This is a genomic window from Arenibacter echinorum (assembly GCF_003259375.1).
Classification (GTDB): domain Bacteria; phylum Bacteroidota; class Bacteroidia; order Flavobacteriales; family Flavobacteriaceae; genus Arenibacter; species Arenibacter echinorum.
Map to the genome: position 1 here is coordinate 801,138 of NZ_QLLN01000001.1, position 18,853 is coordinate 819,990.

Annotated in this window: 15 protein-coding genes; 7 read left to right on the top strand and 8 right to left on the bottom strand. The window is 39.5% G+C overall.

Annotated elements, in window-relative coordinates:
• Nucleotide 1: 1 nt before the first annotated feature.
• The 4 genes from LV92_RS03380 to LV92_RS03395 all read left to right on the top strand — a co-directional run bounded on the left by LV92_RS03380 (nt 2) and on the right by LV92_RS03395 (nt 5,000).
• On the top strand, nt 2-2,224 hold the full coding sequence (locus LV92_RS03380) for a multicopper oxidase domain-containing protein (RefSeq protein WP_111622213.1): 2,223 nt from the start codon (nt 2-4) through the stop codon (nt 2,222-2,224).
• Between the two features lie 179 nt (nt 2,225-2,403).
• Nucleotides 2,404-2,949 carry a GNAT family N-acetyltransferase gene (locus LV92_RS03385; protein ID WP_111622214.1) on the top strand — a complete coding sequence of 182 codons (546 nt, stop codon included), beginning with the start codon at nt 2,404-2,406 and terminating at the stop codon, nt 2,947-2,949.
• 172 nt (nt 2,950-3,121) lie between these two features.
• Nucleotides 3,122-3,979, top strand: coding sequence for a sugar phosphate isomerase/epimerase family protein (locus LV92_RS03390; protein WP_111622215.1), 858 nt, complete (start codon nt 3,122-3,124; stop codon nt 3,977-3,979).
• A gap of 22 nt (nt 3,980-4,001) precedes the next feature.
• Nucleotides 4,002-5,000: a phosphotriesterase family protein gene (locus LV92_RS03395; RefSeq protein ID WP_111622341.1), complete on the top strand. Its 999-nt coding sequence runs from the start codon at nt 4,002-4,004 to the stop codon at nt 4,998-5,000.
• A gap of 101 nt (nt 5,001-5,101) precedes the next feature.
• Here the strand turns inward: LV92_RS03395 and LV92_RS03400 are convergent, their stop codons facing one another.
• The 3 genes from LV92_RS03400 to LV92_RS03410 are packed head-to-tail and all read right to left on the bottom strand — an operon-like array spanning nt 5,102 to nt 7,478.
• The gene (locus tag LV92_RS03400) at nt 5,102-6,589 is read right to left on the bottom strand and encodes a cryptochrome/photolyase family protein (protein WP_111622216.1); all 1,488 of its coding nucleotides are present in this window, start codon (nt 6,587-6,589) and stop codon (nt 5,102-5,104) included.
• On the bottom strand, nt 6,573-6,686 hold the full coding sequence (locus LV92_RS03405; protein ID WP_111622217.1) for a DUF2256 domain-containing protein: 114 nt from the start codon (nt 6,684-6,686) through the stop codon (nt 6,573-6,575). Before LV92_RS03405 ends, LV92_RS03400 begins: the two co-directional genes overlap by 17 nt.
• Before the next feature lie 48 nt (nt 6,687-6,734).
• Nucleotides 6,735-7,478 (bottom strand): SOS response-associated peptidase, encoded by a 744-nt coding sequence (locus LV92_RS03410; protein ID WP_111622218.1) that lies wholly within the window; start codon nt 7,476-7,478, stop codon nt 6,735-6,737.
• A gap of 107 nt (nt 7,479-7,585) precedes the next feature.
• Here LV92_RS03410 and LV92_RS03415 point away from each other — a divergent pair, with 107 nt between their 5' ends.
• From LV92_RS03415 to LV92_RS03425, 3 genes are all read left to right on the top strand, one after another.
• Entirely contained in the window at nt 7,586-7,843 is a 258-nt protein-coding gene (locus tag LV92_RS03415; RefSeq protein ID WP_111622219.1) for a hypothetical protein, read from the top strand.
• A gap of 444 nt (nt 7,844-8,287) precedes the next feature.
• Complete coding sequence (locus LV92_RS03420) at nt 8,288-9,748, top strand: hypothetical protein (protein ID WP_111622220.1); 1,461 nt, start codon at nt 8,288-8,290, stop codon at nt 9,746-9,748.
• A 365-nt stretch (nt 9,749-10,113) separates the two neighbouring features.
• Nucleotides 10,114-11,352, top strand: coding sequence for a PAS domain-containing sensor histidine kinase (locus LV92_RS03425; RefSeq protein ID WP_245946228.1), 1,239 nt, complete (start codon nt 10,114-10,116; stop codon nt 11,350-11,352).
• A gap of 266 nt (nt 11,353-11,618) precedes the next feature.
• Here the strand turns inward: LV92_RS03425 and LV92_RS03430 are convergent, their stop codons facing one another.
• The 5 genes from LV92_RS03430 to LV92_RS03445 all read right to left on the bottom strand — a co-directional run bounded on the left by LV92_RS03430 (nt 11,619) and on the right by LV92_RS03445 (nt 18,789).
• Nucleotides 11,619-12,341 (bottom strand): head GIN domain-containing protein, encoded by a 723-nt coding sequence (locus LV92_RS03430; RefSeq protein WP_111622221.1) that lies wholly within the window; start codon nt 12,339-12,341, stop codon nt 11,619-11,621.
• 164 nt (nt 12,342-12,505) lie between these two features.
• The gene (locus LV92_RS22050; RefSeq protein WP_262511290.1) at nt 12,506-12,631 is read right to left on the bottom strand and encodes a hypothetical protein; all 126 of its coding nucleotides are present in this window, start codon (nt 12,629-12,631) and stop codon (nt 12,506-12,508) included.
• 191 nt (nt 12,632-12,822) lie between these two features.
• The gene (locus LV92_RS03435; RefSeq protein WP_146613507.1) at nt 12,823-14,904 is read right to left on the bottom strand and encodes a PKD domain-containing protein; all 2,082 of its coding nucleotides are present in this window, start codon (nt 14,902-14,904) and stop codon (nt 12,823-12,825) included.
• A gap of 124 nt (nt 14,905-15,028) precedes the next feature.
• Nucleotides 15,029-15,661, bottom strand: a complete 633-nt coding sequence (locus tag LV92_RS03440; protein WP_111622223.1) for a response regulator — start codon at nt 15,659-15,661, stop codon at nt 15,029-15,031.
• Between the two features lie 59 nt (nt 15,662-15,720).
• Complete coding sequence (locus LV92_RS03445) at nt 15,721-18,789, bottom strand: ligand-binding sensor domain-containing protein (RefSeq protein ID WP_111622224.1); 3,069 nt, start codon at nt 18,787-18,789, stop codon at nt 15,721-15,723.
• Nucleotides 18,790-18,853: the final 64 nt, after the last annotated feature.

Here is an 18,853-nt window from a genome sequence, read left to right on the forward strand (position 1 = left end):
CATGACCAATTACAAATATTGTTTGACAGTATTTATACTAATACTGTCCATTCATTTTGGCTATGGCCAAAATGTAGTTAGATACGATTTAACCGTGACGGACACTATTGTTAATTTTTCGGACAAGGAAAAAAGAGCTATTGCCGTTAATGGGCAGATTCCTATGCCAACGTTAACCTTCACAGAGGGGGACATTGCCGAAATTGTGGTACATAACAAGCTAAAGGAAGGGACCTCTTTACATTGGCACGGGGTATATTTGCCCAATAAGGAAGACGGAGTACCTTTCCTTACCCAAATGCCGATTGCACCGAACACCACCCACACCTATCGTTTTCCAATTATACAAAATGGAACGCATTGGTACCACAGTCATAGTGGCTTACAAGAACAAATAGGAATGTACGGATCCTTGATCTTAAAGAAAAAGGAAACAGACCCTACCTTTAGAGAGGGTATTGATGATTTGCCAACTGTTCCTATAATTTTGAGCGAATGGACCGATATTAAACCTGAAAATGTGCATAGAATGTTGCACAACGCCAATGATTGGGGTGGAATTAAAAAAGGTACTGTTCAGAGTTATTCTGAGGCCATTAAGGCAGGACATTTTAAAACTAAATTGGAAAACGAATGGAAACGTATGCTGGCCATGGATGTCAGTGATGTGTATTACGATAAATTTCTTATCAATGGGAAGAATGAAAGCCAACTTTCCCAATTTAAAGCTGGGGATAAAGTACGGTTACGTTTAGCGAATGGTGGGGCATCGTCCTACTTTTGGCTCTCTTATGCAGGGGGCAAAATGACTGTTGTAGCAAATGATGGAAATGACGTAGAACCTGTTGAGGTGGACAGATTGATTATAGGTGTTTCAGAAACCTATGACGTTGTGGTGAGTATTCCTCAGGAAGATACGGCTTATGAATTTTTGGCCACCCCTGAGGACCGCACCAAATCGGCCTCCATATATTTGGGAAATGGAACCATTCAATTGAAAAGTAGAATGCCAAAACTCAAGTATTTTGAAGGCATGGAAATGATGAACGGCATGATGAATATGGACGGTTCCATGGATGATATGGGTATGGATATGTCCCTTCAAAAAATGGATATGAACACGGTGATGTATCCGGAGGTTACTGGTAGTGGTGATGTGAAAATGGACGATAAAATGGACCATGAAAATCATTCCATGAAAGCCGATGCAGATTTGGTGACCCTGAATTATGGCATGTTGAAAGCACCACATTCTACCACTTTACCAAAAGATGCCCCCGTAAGGGAATTGCGCTTTGAGCTTACAGGGAATATGAACCGTTACGTGTGGAGCATGGATAATAAAGTGCTTTCGGAAACAGATAAAATCCTGATCAAAAAGGGAGAGAATGTACGGATTATACTTTACAACGGATCTATGATGAGGCACCCCATGCACCTGCACGGGCATGATTTTAGGGTTCTGAACGGGCAAGGGGAATATGCACCCTTAAAGAACGTTTTGGATATTATGCCTATGGAAACGGACACCATAGAGTTTCAGGCAAATGCCGAAGGAGATTGGTTTTTTCACTGCCATATTCTTTATCATATGATGGCAGGAATGAACCGCGTATTTTCTTATGAGCAACAAGCCCCCAATCCATATCTGCCCAATAAGAAATGGGCCTACAAAAAGTTGCAAAAGGAAAGTAACAAATTCCATTTTATGGCAGAAAACGATTTTGCATCCAATGGCAATGACGGCAGGGCCATGTTGCAAAATACCCGTTGGAGTATTGGAACGGAATGGCGTTTAGGATATCATGATGACCATGGTTATGAAAGTGAAACCCATATTGGAAGATATATTGGAAGGAACCAATGGTTTATGCCTTTTGTTGGTTTCGATTGGCGTTATCGAAAAACTGAGGGCATCGTTGAGAAGAACATTTTTGGCCAAGGAAATACTAAGGATTCTAGGGCTGTGTTAAGTCTTGGGGCTGAATATACCTTGCCGCTGTTGATAACCCTACAGGGAGAGGTGTTTACGGATGGGAATGTGCGATTTCAATTGATGCGGGAAGACATTCCAATTAGTCCCAGATTACGATGGGCTTTTATGGTAAATACCGATAAGGAATATATGACCGGCTTGAAGTATATCGTAACCCGAAATCTAGGGATTTCTACACATTATGATAGTGATATGGGACTTGGATTTGGCACTACCATAAATTATTGAGACTAACAAGTGAATTGCCAAATCAGGTCAGTATAATGACACTATGTCAAAGCCCTATTTTGAATTCAGATTGCACAAACAAGAACAAAAAATAGGGCTTTTGCCATAGGCTTACTAACCGAAAAATTTCAAATAACTTTGCTGTTCAAAATCTGATCGGATGATCGTATATTTATAAAATGAACTCGATTAATAATTTTCAGGAATTGGAAACGAACCGGCTCCACTTGCGGAGGTTGGAGGAGACCGATTGGCCTATGATTCGTTACCTACGTTCAGATAAGGAAGTAAACAAATTTGTTAATCGGCAACCCGCCGAAACCAAGGAAAAGGCACTTGCCTTTATAGCCAAGACCAACAATGATATAAACAATGGACAATTGTACCAATGGTGCATTTCCCTAAAGAACATTCCGGAAATGATTGGAAATATCTGTCTGTGGAATTTTTCACAAGATTATAAAACTGCGGAAATGGGTTACGACCTAAGTCCCAAATTTCAGGGTCGGGGCATAATGGACGAAGCTATGAAAGCCGTGCTTAATTTTGGATTCATCCAACTGAAATTGGATCTAATTGAAGCCTTTACCAACAAACAAAATCTGAGTTCCAAAAAATTACTGCTTAGAAATAATTTTAAATGGAATACCAGCCGAAACGACCCCGATGATCCGGGCAATCTTATTTATGAGATTTATAAAGAGAATTACCCGTGTAATCCTTAGGGACAAGTTATTTTATTAGCCAATAGTCCGCTGTACAATTACCTATTGAGTGTCGAAAAACTTCAAGGTAGCGACTTTAATATATTCACTTTTATTATTCTACCTGCAAGAACTCAAAAGATTTTATATCTTACAGTTTTGATCTCTAACAAAGTATTAAAATCCATATTCCATGCAATACTCTAGAAATTCATTTTTAAAAACCCTCGGTCTTGGGGGCTTGGTGGCCACTAGCTCAGTTTTGACCGCTAGCCCATTTAAAGAAATTTTAGGGGAAAGCTACCTAAGTGCGGCACCGAGAAGCCTTACACTGGGGCTGGCATCCTATTCCACGCGAAAATTTAATTTGGATGAAACCCTGGTAATAGCCAACCGATTGAATCTAAAACAGATTGCTGTCAAGAGTATGCATATGCCCTTGGAGAGTAGTGAAGAAGAGATTAAAGCTATAACTGCAAAATTCGAGAAGGCAGGAATAGGCCTTTATGGCGGGGGAGTCATTTATATGAAAACTGCCCAAGAAGTTGAAAATGCCTTTCGGTATGCCAAAGCTGCCAAAATGAAGTTGATCATAGGAGTGCCCAATCACGACTTATTGCCTTTGGTGGAAATGAAAGTAAAGGAGACCAATATAAAGTTGGCTATCCATAACCATGGCCCGGGAGATGAGGTGTATCCAACACCCGAAGTGGTTTACGATAAAATTAAAGGGCTCGACACCCGTATTGGACTTTGTATGGATGTAGGCCACGTGCAAAGATTGGGGCTGGATCCCGTAAAGAACATTAAAAAATATGCCGATCGCATATATGATATCCACCTTAAGGATGTGGACAAGTCCGAGGCCGATGGTAAGTCGACCGAGTTTGGAAGAGGTGTCCTAGATATCCCAGCGGTACTGAAAGCCTTAAAAGCTATTAACTATACTGGCGTAATGGCAATGGAATATGAAAAGGACTCCGAGGATGTTTTTGCTGGCCTTGCCGAATGCGTGGGTTATGTAAATGGGACGTTGGATGCTATAAAATAGGTAATACAAAAAAATGGGTGCAATGCTGAGATGCCATTTGTTGTTTTTTCTTATTGCGCTCACTTATGGGTGCACATTAAATGACCAGCAAGCTTTTATACAGGATGTTCAGGGTAGACACCCAGTGGATACCGATCGCGTTTGGTTGTCCCATGAACATATTTTGGTCGATTTTATTGGGGCCGATAGCATTCAGCACCATACTTGGGACCACGATGCCGTAATTGCAGAAGTAATTCCTTTTTTGGAAGAACTAAAAACCTATAAAGTAGATTATTTTGTGGATGCCACCCCGGCTTACCTGGGGCGGGATGTTTTGCTTCTTGAAAAAATGGCCAAGAAAACAGGACTTAAGATAGTCACCAACACCGGGTTATATGGAGCCCGTAATAATAAATTTCTCCCAAAATATGTCCAAAATATATCTACCGAAGCTCTAGCGGAAAAGTGGATTTCCGAATTTGAAGATGGTATAGACGGTACCAGCATCAAGCCGGGCTTTATCAAGATCGGGGTAGATACGGCCAACCCGTTGGATACCCTGCATAAAAAATTGGTAAAAGCCGCTGCCATAACCAGTTTAAAGACAGGCTTAGCAATAGCCTCCCATACAGGAAAGGCCATAGGGCTTTGGCCACAACTAAAGGTCCTTGAGGAAATGGGGGTTTCTCTGGCCAAATTTATTTGGGTACACGCCCAGGCGGAAGATGAGAATAGCAGTTATTTAAAAGCTGCAACTATGGGCTGTTGGATAAGCCTGGATGGACTGGGTTGGGATGTGGAAAGGCATCTGGAAAAATTGGTATATGCCAAGGAGCACGGCATTTTAGATCATATACTCATATCACACGACGCCGGTTGGTACGATCCCCAAAAGCAACAACAGACCATTACTCCTTATACAAATATTTTCACCAAACTCCTTCCAGAATTGAGAGCCCAAGGCTTCACTGAAAAGGAAATTAATCTATTGATATCTGTAAATCCGGCAAAGGCTTTTGCTATTGACGGCGAGAACTAATGCTGCAAATTACCCGTTCGCGTTTAATTTTGGTTTAGATTCTTTACCCCTCCTTTATCTTCAATTGTAAGCTTAGTAGTAAGAACAACACCACAGTTTTCCTAGTCAGCACGCATTATTTTCTCTATAAATTCTTCGGCATTTTTAATATGAAGGGCTCTTTTATCTTCTGACATACGGTTATATGAATAATACAGCATGGAGGTTCTTGGATTTGATTTAAAAAATTCCTGATGTTCAGCTATAAAACGCCAAAATAACCCATCCCAAATTTCTTCCCATTCGCCTTTAGGGTAATTACTCATTTTATTGATGTAGTTGGAAGCTCCCACATAAGGTTTGGTGGCGAAAGTGCCGCCATCTGAAAACTGACTCATTCCATAAACATTGGGAACCATTACCCAGTCATAGGCATCAATAAATAACTCCATAAACCATTTGTATACTTCATCCGGATCAAATTCGCACAACAACATAAAATTGCCCAATACCATTAATCTTTCTATATGGTGACAATAGCCTGTTTTTAAAACTTGTTTAATGGTTTCGTCAATGGGTACAATTCCTGTGCTTCCGTCATAGAAACTCTTCGGTATTTTTCTATCAAAGCCCCAAAAATTTCTTGTTCTTGAGTAGCTTCCCTTGCATTCATACATTCCTCTGACGAATTCTCTCCAACCAATGAGTTGTCTTATAAAACCTTCGGTGGAATTGATAGGGATATTCTCTTTTTCTGCAAAAGAAAGACTTTGGGTTACAACATGATTTGGTAATATGAGACCTACGTTAAGTAGGGGGGAAAGAATGCTATGGTTTAAAAAGGACTGTTGTTTTACAATCGAATCTTCATAAATACCGAAATCAAAGAATCGGTACTCTAGAAATTGTACAAACCAATTCTCAGCTTGCTTGTGGCTTATGGGATAAATAGGATCTTTTGATAATTGCCCAGGATTGTTCTTAAAGTGTTTTTCTGTATATGTTACGGATTCGGTCCAAAAAGAGGTTGCCTCTGGAAAATGGATGCTCGGAGGTGTTTTTTCCTTAGGATACTTTTTACGGTTATCCGTATCATAAGTCCATTTTCCGCCTTTGGGTTGATCGCCATCTACTAATAAGATATCCAGCTTTTTTCGTTGCTGTTTGTAAAAAGTAGTTTGAAAAAATGATTTTTTATCGGCCCTGAAAAAAGTGGAAAGGTCTTCTTTAGAATTAATAAACAATGGGCTGCTAAAAGTATTGAGCTTATAGTTTTTGGCAATAGTTCCAATTCTCTTTTCAAGCCAATTGTCAACAGGGTCAATAATGTTGATTTCAGTTATGTTTTTACTCTCGATTTCTTCATGAAATAAACTGATGTCGGATAATTTGTTGTTGGATTCTATATAATTGACCTTAATCCCTTTTTCTTCCAAAAAATTCTGATAACATTTCATTGAGGCCCTATGGAAAGCTATCTTCTGTTTGTGAAACATGTATTGTTTGAAGAAAAGGTACTCTTCAATTAAATAGACCTCCACACCATTGTCAAGCAGAGGGCTTTCAGCAAAAAGCTGGTGTGGAAATATAAGGTTAATTGCTTTCTTCATTATTTTTATTACGCCTACACCTTTCGCTGCAGTATTTTACGTTATTCCAATTTCTTTCCCACTTTTTACGCCATGTAAAAGGTCTTTTGCATACCAATTAGTTTTTGGAAAATTCATGTGCATATCTATCTTATGTGGAGTAATCCTAATACTCTATCTCCAATTCCTCATATTTGACTTCCTCAATAATATTAGCTCTATTGGAATCTACTTTTGGATTGTAAAGGTCCTTGCTAACAGGGTAGGCGTTGATGGCAATATCGTCCATATCATCCTCCATAAGGTTCCGGATATCCTCTTCGTTGAGCTCGTTGTTCAACCATACGTCCACATCCTCATCCCTTAAGATAATGGGTCTCCTATTTTTGGTGTTGTGGATTTTCTTGAAGAGGGGAGTGGCCGCCTTCGTCAAAATAGTAAAGGTGTTGTAGCCATCCTTGGTGGTAGTATAGAGTCCTGCCAAACTCATAAGAGCTTCATTTTTTCGTTTAAAATAAAATGGGATCTTAAACTTCTTGGGAGCCGTGTGTGGTTCATAAAATCCGTTTACAGGGATAACGCAGCGCTTGGTCATGGCACTGTACTTATATATAAAATGATCAAAAAGCTTTTCTGATTGTGCGTTGAGTCCGGCCCCAAACCTGGCAGCCTCCTTATAGTATTTTTTGTAATCGGCCCCTGTGGAGTTCTGTGGCATTATGCCCCACATGGAAGGGGTTATGTGGTTGCTTTTTTCTTGTGGAATGATCCATAATAGGGGGTGCGCCCATCCGTTGGCGTGGTTATATGTAAGTTCGCCTTCAATGGGGGTTTTGCCCATTAATTTGGAAACATTGTAAAATTTTTCCACGTCCTTGGCAGAGGCGGTTACCCTGGTACCGAAACACATAATAATAGTTTTACCCTAAATTAAGAATTTAACTTTTCTGGACCGAATTCAAAATCTAAAATTTGTAAATTTGGAAAATATCCATAAAATAGGATTATTTCCAATTAATGAAAAATATTGTGTACAGAAATCATGATCGATACGCCGTTAAACGTCTTTTAATGGAAATTGGAGCACACCAATTGAACAAGGAATGTGAGTTGATGAAGCTTCCATTTCCCAAACGCCTTGGCCTTTTCTATATAGAAAGTTCCGATGACTGTGTGTACCTAGTATATAAATATTATGATGGGACAAGAAAGATCATGAAATTGGACCGATACGAACTCCCGGAAGCCGGATGGGAAAGGATTTCATTGGAGTGAAGTTGGATTGAGAAAGGAGTAATGAGAATCTAGATGCTAGAGTCTAGATTAAATTTACATCCCTCATCTGCAATGACAACTTTGAAATTTTGATGTTCCCTCCCCTTGGGGGAGGGTTAGGAAGCGGACCAACAGAAAGAGGTTTTCCGCTTTGTCTTTATCGTAGCGTGGTAATTTCAATCCCTTCCGTCTTCTCCTCCTAGGGTCGGAGAATCCACCTTCCCTTATACTTCGACTCCGCTCAGTACAGGCCAAGGGAAGGAGCCTTTTGCTTTGAAATTATGAATCATTATAAATTTAGTTTTACATCGTTCCACTAAAACAACGTATGTTTACGTTTTTATAACCACCACCAATATCAAACCAATTATGACACCAATATTCACGGGATATTATTACATCTTCCAATCCATCCTGGAATAGGGCTACCGACCTCCCCGATCAATGAAAAAATCAATTTTTTATTTATTAATTGTTTTTATTATTTCCTGTAATCCGGACAGTATAGTTCCAGAAAAAAATGTTGAAGTAATTCCTGTAGAGGAAGAAATTGTACCAATAGAAGAAGAGGAGGAGGTGCCCGTAGAAGAAGAGATGTTGCCGGAAGAAGTATTCCCGGATGGAAGCCTAAACAGCTTTTTCAATAACTGTCTTATCTCGGATAGATCCAGTAATATTGCTAGGAAGAACCCTATACAAATAACCGAATACGACCAGGTCAATAACAGGGTCAAAACCAATTATTCAAACTTGGAAAATCTGTTGGTCCAGGGCACCAATAATCAAAGTTGGTTTGTTACCCAAAATAGTGAAGCTTCAACTGTAGTTGAAATTATTGGTGTAAATACAACTGATGGTTGGATAGGCCTAGGGAATACCTATCAGGGAAGTTTAAATACCAAAATTGGAGCGACCTTGGAATTTTTTAATCCATTCATCAACTACGAAATTATCAATGACAGGCCTTTGTTCAACCCTTATCCAACTATAGCCTCGGAGGAAAATCTCCATTATATTCAACCTGGCGGTATCATTGAAAAATCTGATGGTACCTTTATTCTATTGACTCCTGTAGTATTCGGGCCACATACCAAAAGAAGTATTTATTACGCTACCAGTGCTAATTTACAGGATTGGACATTCCATGATGATCTGGTTTTGGAGACGATGACCATTACCTTTGCCAAACCAAATGGCAACGTATTCTCCACAGGAAATCCGTTTAAGTTGGATGATGGTAGTTTCTTGGTGCTGCTCGGGGTTCAGCAGCCTAACAATAATTATACTTCCGCCTATATGATCATTGATGAAGATTTGAATATTTTACAGCAACCGACCGAAATCATGATTCCGGAATGGCAGGGTTTGGATCAAAACAGTTTTCCTTTGTCCATTACAAAATTCGATAATCAATACAGGATTTTATTTCACAGAAGAAATCCGAGTTTTATTGATAGGGAAATCCATGAAATTGTAGCCACAAATTTGTTTGATGCCCTCAATTTAAATCAAAGTATTAGCTCTTCCCATATTATTCACAAAGGAAATACAAGTAGTGGTTATTTACGGGGGAAAGCGGATGATGCGGCATACATGGAATTTAATTCGGAACTCTATATACTCCTTGGTGGTGAAGAGTTAGGGTCTGTCTATTTAACTTCGAGGAATAGGGAATACGGACTTGTGAAGTTGAATGGAGGTAGTTGGAACCATGATAGCAGAAGTCCGTTATTGGTAAACCCAGTGCAATTGCATAAAAAGTACCCAGCTTATGATTGGGCTTGGGATCATTTGGGGGCTTTTGTCTCACCAATTATCAAGAATAATACACTTTATATTTTTATGGCTTTTGGTACCGATAATCCAGATTATTTTATCTCCGGAATAAAGGTGTCCTTAAATTAACGACACCATATAGTTGCCATAAATTGTCACTGGCACACAGCTGATACAATTCCAAATTTAAAAAGGAGAATAGAGCAATCAGTAAAGAGAATTGAGTTCCTCTAGTCTATAAGTACAAAAGTGTGGTAAATTCAAAGTCTATATGTAGAATGCAGATTTGGTCCCAGTTAGTGGCCAAGGAGCAGTAATATTGTGGATACCGATGGGAAGCGCTTTAAAGAGCCAATCAATACCAGGTCAGTTATGGTATACCAACTATAGGATGGACAAATTTTTACTCATTTGGTGGAAATCTATGGCAAAATTGTATCGTACTAATTTATGAAAATTGTAGATTTACAGCCTTAGCCTAAAATTGTAATAATTTGATTTGGTATAATTTATATAACCGATTTAAGCGAATTAAAAAAGTTAAGGATAAGACACGTCGCGAACTGGAAAATCAAATTGACGAACTTCAGAAACAAAATGAAATCCTTAAATCGCTTTTGGCCTTTCAAAGTGAAGAGGAAAAGGATGAAAGTGAGAAATATGCCAATACCATCCTCAATAATATGGGCGATGCCGTATTTGTAAAAGACAACGGGAGCAGGTTGCTTTTGGTCAACGATGCTTTTTGCAATCTGTTCAACCTTCCAAGAACCAAAATAATAGGCAAAACCCTTGCTGAAAATGTACCCCCCGATGAGCGGGAGAATTTCTTACGGATAGATAAGCAGGTACTGTTGGATGGCATAGATAATATTAATGAAGAGCCTTTAACCGTAGAGGAAGGCGAAAAGAAAATTATCTCTACAAGGAAGTCGAGGTTTATAGATGAGGACGGGAAAAAGTTTTTGGTTGGGGTAATACGGGATATTACGGAACGTATAAAGGCGGAGGAGGATTTAAGGGAGAGCGAAAAACAATTGAGGGAACTAAATGCTACAAAAGACAAACTGTTTTCTATCATTGCCCATGATTTAAGAAGTCCATTTAATAATATTTTGGTGTTGTGCGATATCTTAAAGACACAATTAACTAAGTCAGAGGATTCAGATGCTCCAGTGTATTTGGGCCTAATACATTCTACAGCCAAAAACACCTTGGTACTACTTGAAAATTTATTGGATTGGGCAAAATCGCAGTCCGGTCAAATCAGTTTTAAAACCGAAAAAACTAGCATATCCCCTGTTATCCATGAAATATTGGAACTCTCAGTATCCATTGCTCGGACAAAAGGAATTTCAATAGAGGTAAATGTAGCGGATGAAATTGAAGTGAATTCCGATAAAAAAATATTAAAGACCGTCATTAGAAATCTTATTTCCAATGCCATTAAATATAGTAGACCGGGCGATAAAATAACGGTTTCCGCAATTGAAGAGGAAGACCAGGTTATGATTGTAATTTCTGATAAAGGTGTGGGAATGGACGATAAAACACTTGAGAATTTGTTCGGGATAACTACCAATACCCCATTGCCAGGCACCCTTAACGAAAAAGGTTCCGGTTTTGGATTGGTGCTATGTAAGGAATTCGTGGAAAAACTTGGTGGAAAAATTTGGGTTGAAAGCGAGGAAGGCAAGGGAAGCAATTTCATGTTTACGATACCTCGCAATTGATCATTAAGTAAATATTCTTGGCGGAATTGGAATAATGGGTAGGTTAAGCACTCCTTTTTTTTTGTGGAAATATAGCATAAAAGAAGCCTATACACTTTGCTGATATTTGCAAAATATATAAGCTTTGAATTGTGAAGATTCCTATTATTTGCTTATTCTAACCATCCTGTGGTTAGTTCCTGCTACTTTCCACTGTTATTCCGGTAAGAACATCACCAACGGACTCTCTCCTTGTTTATTTTTCACCCTACAATTACACCTGCCCATTACCCTTTTTTCACTATTTTGGAGCCGGAAGAAAGATTTTGATGAGCAATGGTAGCAATGCCTTTATAGGATAACACACTATTTCCACTGGCATCGATAGATATGGAATTGTTTACTGTAAGATAGGCATTGCTATTACCGGAAAGGTCAATTTTTAGTGTGTCAACGCTTAGGTCGTAATCCGATAGTTCACAGTTGCCGTCAAGTTCCACTTCCATATTTTTTACACTGCCAGAGAAATCAATCATACAGTTTCCGCTAGAAACCAGGTTGAGCTTCTCAGTTGCCAAAGCACCGGTAAAGAAGCTATTTCCACTTAAATAGATTTTTAGGTTATCGGCTTCCAAGGGGTCTTCCAGTTCCAATTTGGCATTTCCCTTAACGGTAAAATTGTCTATACTTTTGGTAGTAATAAACACATTTAAGGTTTCCTGTCCTTTGATCCTCCTAACGTTGTCCAGTTTCACCGTTAGCTTATTGCTTTCCTTGTTTACCAGGATATACTCATGAAGGTTATCGTTGGCCTGAACCCTCAACTTCTCTTCTGTATCCGAGAAGTTTATATAGACCTTAAAATTATCGTTTACCTCCAAAGAAGTATAAGCGGAGAATTCATAATCTTTTGTAGTAATTTCTTCGGAAGCGGTTATTGTGTCCTTTTCACAGGAAATTAGCAATACTGAAAAGACGATGAGATAGCATATTTTTAATTTTGTTTTCATTTTTGTAATTTTTTAGATTCATTATTTTTTTGCGGTGGCCAACAGATAGATCAGGAATATCGTATATATGACATATATACATCTTCTGTAAAATTCAATACCTAGATTTTTCATTTTTCATTTGTTTTAGAGTTTTTAAGATGCCGTGGAATATTCTTTTTTTGTTAATGGCTTGCTGTAAAGCGTCTTAAGGCCAGCCATTGACTTTTTTTTCCATATTTCAATTGTGAAAAGAAGACATGTTTATTGGATTCTGAAGGTATTCTTCGGTAATTATCAAATGCTTTCATGACTATATTTTTTTTGATTAATAATGGTAACAAAGATCGTTTGGAGTTCAAGGGGCCACAATCGCATAATTATGTGGAAGTTGATTGGTTCCCCGTTCCGACTTAGCCATTTATCACATCTTTGATCAGTATTCTTTTTTAATAAACTATGGCCAAAAATTATAATGATATGTTATGCCCAATTTAATCTTCTAGGGCAGGGAAATGTCTCCAAGGCTTAGGTCTTCAAAAAGGTTTACCATGTTAAAATCCGAGTTGATGGAGGTGTTACGGTTTTCAAACGCAATTCCGTAGCCATGACCATGCGCAATTTTCGAATTTTTTATGGTTAGATTGGCCCAGTAGTCCCCATCCAGGCCAATACTTGCTATTTTAGAGACTCCGGGCATTTCGGTCTTTCCCGCATAGAGTACTTCTGTATGGTCCATTAGGTTTTTAGCGCTGTCCGATTGAATTCGGATCCCGTTCCAAAATCCTTTGGTAGTAGTGGCTCCGGTAAAGACTATCTTATTATTTGCGGTACCCTGGGCAATTAAATATCCATAGGGAAAGACTCCAAACATCTTGTCCTCGGCAAATTTGAAAACCGCTCCAGGAAGTATCTTTAATCCTGATTGGATTGCTAAATTACCGCTCACCAAATAGCTGGCATTAAAGTGTAGGGCTGGCCAAGTCGTCTCAACATTAGGGTCGAACAAAGCAGATCCAAAAATTTCAACCCCATTATGGCCATTGCCTATAAACTCCATCCCTGTGGCATTGGTTAGTTTTTTTACTTGGTTGGCAGCCATAGTAATGGCCGGACCTAGGTTTTCGCGAAACTTAATTTGGTCTATATGAACAATTTCGGCTCCATTTTCAACGTAAATCCCATTGCCACCACTGCCCACAATTTTGGAGCTGAACAACTTTAATTTAGCCTCATTGGCCCCTCCCAATCCAATGGCAGTCTTGTACTGCAATCCGTCCAGGATTTCGCTTCCGGCATTGTGTATTTCAACATTGTCCAATTCGTTTTTCATGTCGTTGGACATTATGGAAATACCTTTCCAATACCCTCCGTCCAAGGATTCCTTTCCGCGGAATTTAATAGGATATTGATTGCTGCCAAGAGCTACCAAATAACCCCTGCTGGTGATATTTATCTCCGAATCCCTATCCATGTACAATTCCAGACCTTCTAAGATCCTAAGGCCGGAAACAACCTCTATTTTTCCTTCTACAATATATTTTAGATCGCCCGTACTATTGTACAAATTGCTCCAAATGGTTTCTTCGGTATCATAAATTCGGTCACCAATGACCTCGATTACGTTCACTTCATTATTGTGGAATTCGGACAAGCTGGATACCACTCCAAGTTGTGAAGCTGGTACTCTAATTATCTTTTTGTTGTTCCTGTATACATTAAAGGATTCAGTATTCCACTTAGCTCCAACTTCAACGGCCATGGCATAGGTAGCACTATGTTGGATAATGGAGGAAACCAAGTTAAGGTGGCCGGGCCCCTCATTGGCGATACCCAAACTGGTAGCAACTTCCATTCCTTGGGCAATAGCTCCGCCCGCGTATTCAATGGTTACCCGGTCCAATTTATTCAAAGGATTATTGGAATTTATAATTAATCCCTTCCAATATCCCGGAAGCTTGTTCTTACCCGTAAAGGTGATAAATGAACTGGCAGCTGCTGTTGTGATGATAGCCCCGGGATTGTCAATATACATTGCCGTATTTTCATCAAAGGCAATAACCACGTTTGGATCTATGGTAAGTAATGCTGATACATGGATATCCCCTGTTACCAAATAATCAAATTTGTCAGGATCGTCAAAGACATTGGCCAAGTGGCGACGTTCCGTGATATTTTCTGAAATGAGTATAGTTTCTTGTACAGGTGGGTTTTCATCCTCCTTTACCACAATTGTCAATTCGTCCGTATCATAAAAGTCGGTATTGAAAACTTTTAGTTCCACGGAATAGTTTCCTGCCTTATCCGGAGTAAATTTTGGCTTGGCCGTGGTTTCTTCTGTCAATTCAGTTAAACTGCCACTTGGTTTGGCTTTAAATCTCCATAAGTATTGAAATGACTTTCCTGCCTTGTCCATGGACTTGGAGCCGTTAAGGACAACAGCTTGACCGGTATAAATATCTCCTTGATTCTCACTAAAAGCGTCTGCCTCCAAAGTGTTGGAAGGAATTTCAGTGTAGTCGTCATCGGAGCATCCAATGAACATTAAGAAGAAGATTGAAAGTAAAATTAGTTTTGTTTTCATTATCCTGATATTGAGTTATAGTTTCAAATTTTTTCAGGACAAAGGAAGTGTGCTACCGTAGTTCCTACAATCGCATATGTATGTGAAATTCGAAGATTTTTTTATGGGGTTTGAAGGAAATATGTTATAGCAACTTATCCTTAAAGGCCTTGGCAACGGCTTCGCTCTTGCTGTTTACATGCAGTTTTTCGTATATTTTTTTGATATGCGATCGAACGGTATCAATAGCTATAAAAAGTTCCGAAGCAATCATTTTGTAGCTATAGCCATCTACAAGAAGTTGCAATACCTCTGTTTCCCTTTCACTTAAACAATAGTCCTGGTTCTTGGTCTGGGGTATAACCTGGAACATTTTAAGCACTTGTGTAGCTATGGAGGAGGTCATGGGAGCACCGCCCAAAGTGGCATCTTGTATGTATTCCAATAATTTTGCGGGTGGGGTCTTCTTGAGTAAATATCCATTGGCCCCGTTCCTAAGTGCCTCAAAAACATTTTTATTGTCGTCAAACACGGTAAGCATCAGTACCTTGACTTCGGCGTTTACTTCCCTTATTTTCTTTAATCCTTCCAGGCCATCGGTTCCTGGCATATTGATATCCATCAAAATGACATCTGGCGACCATTTTTCCACTTCCTCGGCAACATTGTTGCAATTTTTGTACGATGCCAAAACGGAAAACCCATCACTACCATTGACCAACATGGTGAGCCCTTCTCGAAATTGGGGATTATCCTCATATATTAATACCCTTATCATAATTGTCTCTTTTTGTAAAGTTAGACAGGAAATCTCTAGGACAAAATCACATAAATATGTTAAAATGCCCTCCAACGCACAGGAACGGTCAAACAAATTTCGGTGCCCAGATCTGGATTACTGTCAATTTTTAGTTTTCCTTTCATTTTGGATGCCCTTTTAACCATATTGTCCAGACCATTGCCGTTGTCGACCTTTTCCATCTCAAACCCAATCCCGTTGTCCATGATCTGCATTTGTAGCCACTTATCCTTAAGGGTTAGTTGCACTTCCGCGCGCTTTGCACGTGAGTACTTGGCGACGTTATTGATAGCTTCCTTGAAAATAAGAAAGAGGTCTCGCCGAGCTTCCATGTCCAGTTTTAAATCGTTTATTTTATCCTCTACCTGAAAATCGAACTCTATGTCCTTGGCTTCCAAGATGCCGGTAGCGTATTCCCTCATTCTTGCAATAACCCTGTGCATGTTATCGTTGTCCGGTTTAATACTCCAGACAATATCATCCATAGCTTCCATCATTCTTTGACTGTTGTCGGTAATCTTGGAGAGGTAGTTACTACTGGTTACGGTATCACTATTCATTTTGCTCTTGGCCATGGAACTAAGAATGTTTATAGTGCTCAGGGTAGAGCCCATATCATCATGCAGGTCCCTGGCCACTTTGTTCCTCAAATTTTCAACCGCCAATATGCGATTAACCTTAAGTCTGTAGATAAAATACGCCATGCCTATCCCGGTACATAGGGCCAATGCAATAAACCACCAGGTACGATAGAAGGGGGGGCGTATCCTAAAGTCGATACTCGTAATTTCGTCCGGCTCCAGTCCTTGGAGGTTCATACATTTTACTTGAAAAGTATATTTTCCGGAGGGCATTGTGGTATAGGTGGCAGCCATATCCCTTTCGGCTTTTACCCAGTCTTTGTTCACACCGGGAATGCGATAGTAGTATTGTAACTTTCTTTGTTGGGAAAAGCTCAGGGCGGAAAAATAGAAAGTAAACGAATTTTGATAATGATTGAATACAATTTCCTTTTGCGCCATAATGGAATCCAGAGGCATATAGGTATTGAAGAGCTTAAAATCTGTAATATTTACCTTGGGAGGCTTTTGTTTATAATTTAGTTTTTCGGGCGAAAAGCCAAAAACCACATCCTCACCGCCAAACCATATCTCTCCGTTTTGCATCATCCATTTGGCGCTATAGGTCTTTTCTGCATAGATAACGCCATGAAGGTTGCTATAGGAACTTATTATGTTCTTTTCATAATTATAACTGCTAAGGCCATTGCTGGTTATCATCCATGCTATTCCTTCCCTATCCATCATTAACTGCAAAACCCTTGAACCATAGAGTCCTTCGTAAGAAGTTATCTTTTTTACCTCAGCGGTATTGATGTTGAGAATGTTCAAAGCCTCGGTACCAACCATAAAAATACTGTCGTTATATTGCTGGATGTCAGAAATGGTATTGTCCATTATCCCATAACTGTCGCTGAACTCTTTGTTGAAATGAAAAAGGATTTCGTTGGTGTCAACATCAATCGCGTATACACCTTGCTTGTGGGTTCCTACCCATAAGCGTCCCTGCCGATCTAAATAGAGTCTGTAAATGATGGTGTTGAAATTGTGTAGTTCTTCAAAATAATTATCGGCAATTGGATCGTTCTTTTTCCATTTAACCAAACGCCCACCCTGTGTACCAAACCAAAGATTACCGTTATGATCCTCCTCGATCTGCCGTACCGTAGATTTTTTAAATATTGGAGGGTGTAGCCAATTTAATGCCTTTTTCGTGTTGGCATCAAAAACTGCCAGTCTGCCCCCTTGACAGGCAGACCAAACATGTCCCGATTCACTGTGCTGTTGTAGGTCCCAAATGGACGAATATAATTTGAAAGATTCGGTTCCCAAACCTTTATAGGGGTTTCCATCCAATTTATTGAATTTCTGGTCATAAAATAGGAGGCCCTTACCCCATGTTCCAATCCAATTTTCCTTGGTCTTGGTTTCCAATATGGCATTTACAGGAGAGTCCAATCCAAGACCATCTATTACCACAAGGCTATACACGTCTTTTTGATTGGGGTTCATCACAAAAAGCCCATTTTCCGTACTCAACCAAATATTGCCCTCCCTGTCTTCAAAGAGATGCCTGGCCTGATTACATTTTATATCGAACTCTAAAGGGTTGGCTTTGAAATGTTGATAAAAACATTGAAGGTCATTGTCATAGCTCAACAAAGAATTTTCCCCGCCGATCCAGATCTGTCCATTACTGGTTTCCAAAATTTGCCTTAGAACGGTATATTTTTTTGTAGCCCTATGGCTTCTTAAGGTATCCGTCAGAAATTGATTTGTTTTAGGGTCGAAATGCAGGAGAACTGGGTGTTCCCGATGTGGATTATAATCCCAATAGGTTAGCCACCAGGTGCCATTTATATCCTTGATGAAATCTCCGGAATTGGTAATGGCTTTGTTGTTCAGTAAAGGTATATTCTCAGGATTGTTGAGCCGATGAAAGACCTCGCCACTAGAACTTCGGTATACTGCTAGGCCCTGTTCGCTGCAGATCCAATATTCTCCAGTCTGCTTGTCTTCATAGAGGGAACCAACGCCCCAACCTCTGGGGATTTTTATAGGTAAATTGGATTCTACAAAAGCATTGGATTTGGCATCGTACCATAAAAGACCATATTTGGAAGCACAGAGAAATACCTGCTTTTTGCTATCTATGTACAATTTGAATTCCGACCTTGGGGGAATGCCGCCATAACTCCTTATAGATACAGAGGTATAATGAAAATCTACTGTGTTGAATTTCCCCACCTGGCCTCCTTGCAATAACCAAAGATTGCCATTGCCGGCATCCAAAATTTGGTCTACACCTATGCTGGGTGGCAGCTGGTAATTTTCGGGACCAACAAAGGAAATGAATTTTCTCCCATCAAAACGCTGTATGCCCACCTCGGTTCCAATCCATAGAAATCCAGTGGCGTCTTGCCAAACACATTTTACCTTATTGGTATTCAGACCATCCGCAGTAGAAAATCTATTGAAGACGTAGGAATTCTGTCCAAATAGATAGGCTTGGAAACATAGCAAACAACAAAGAATCCTTATGCTCATGCAGCCAGGTGGTTTATAATAAAATTACATAAAGATTGGACATCCAAAGTATAAATAATTGAAA

What these genes read in the sequence shown, in the direction of transcription:
- LV92_RS03380 (WP_111622213.1), top strand. Translation starts at nt 2, where the DNA reads ATGACCAATTACAAATATTGTTTGACAGTATTTATACTAATACTGTCC.
- LV92_RS03385 (WP_111622214.1), top strand. Translation starts at nt 2,404, where the DNA reads ATGAACTCGATTAATAATTTTCAGGAATTGGAAACGAACCGGCTCCAC.
- LV92_RS03390 (WP_111622215.1), top strand. Translation starts at nt 3,122, where the DNA reads ATGCAATACTCTAGAAATTCATTTTTAAAAACCCTCGGTCTTGGGGGC.
- LV92_RS03395 (WP_111622341.1), top strand. Translation starts at nt 4,002, where the DNA reads ATGCTGAGATGCCATTTGTTGTTTTTTCTTATTGCGCTCACTTATGGG.
- LV92_RS03400 (WP_111622216.1), bottom strand. Translation starts at nt 6,589, where the DNA reads ATGAAGAAAGCAATTAACCTTATATTTCCACACCAGCTTTTTGCTGAA.
- LV92_RS03410 (WP_111622218.1), bottom strand. Translation starts at nt 7,478, where the DNA reads ATGTGTTTCGGTACCAGGGTAACCGCCTCTGCCAAGGACGTGGAAAAA.
- LV92_RS03415 (WP_111622219.1), top strand. Translation starts at nt 7,586, where the DNA reads ATGAAAAATATTGTGTACAGAAATCATGATCGATACGCCGTTAAACGT.
- LV92_RS03420 (WP_111622220.1), top strand. Translation starts at nt 8,288, where the DNA reads ATGAAAAAATCAATTTTTTATTTATTAATTGTTTTTATTATTTCCTGT.
- LV92_RS03430 (WP_111622221.1), bottom strand. Translation starts at nt 12,341, where the DNA reads ATGAAAACAAAATTAAAAATATGCTATCTCATCGTCTTTTCAGTATTG.
- LV92_RS22050 (WP_262511290.1), bottom strand. Translation starts at nt 12,631, where the DNA reads ATGAAAGCATTTGATAATTACCGAAGAATACCTTCAGAATCCAATAAA.
- LV92_RS03435 (WP_146613507.1), bottom strand. Translation starts at nt 14,904, where the DNA reads ATGAAAACAAAACTAATTTTACTTTCAATCTTCTTCTTAATGTTCATT.
- LV92_RS03440 (WP_111622223.1), bottom strand. Translation starts at nt 15,661, where the DNA reads ATGATAAGGGTATTAATATATGAGGATAATCCCCAATTTCGAGAAGGG.
- LV92_RS03445 (WP_111622224.1), bottom strand. Translation starts at nt 18,789, where the DNA reads ATGAGCATAAGGATTCTTTGTTGTTTGCTATGTTTCCAAGCCTATCTA.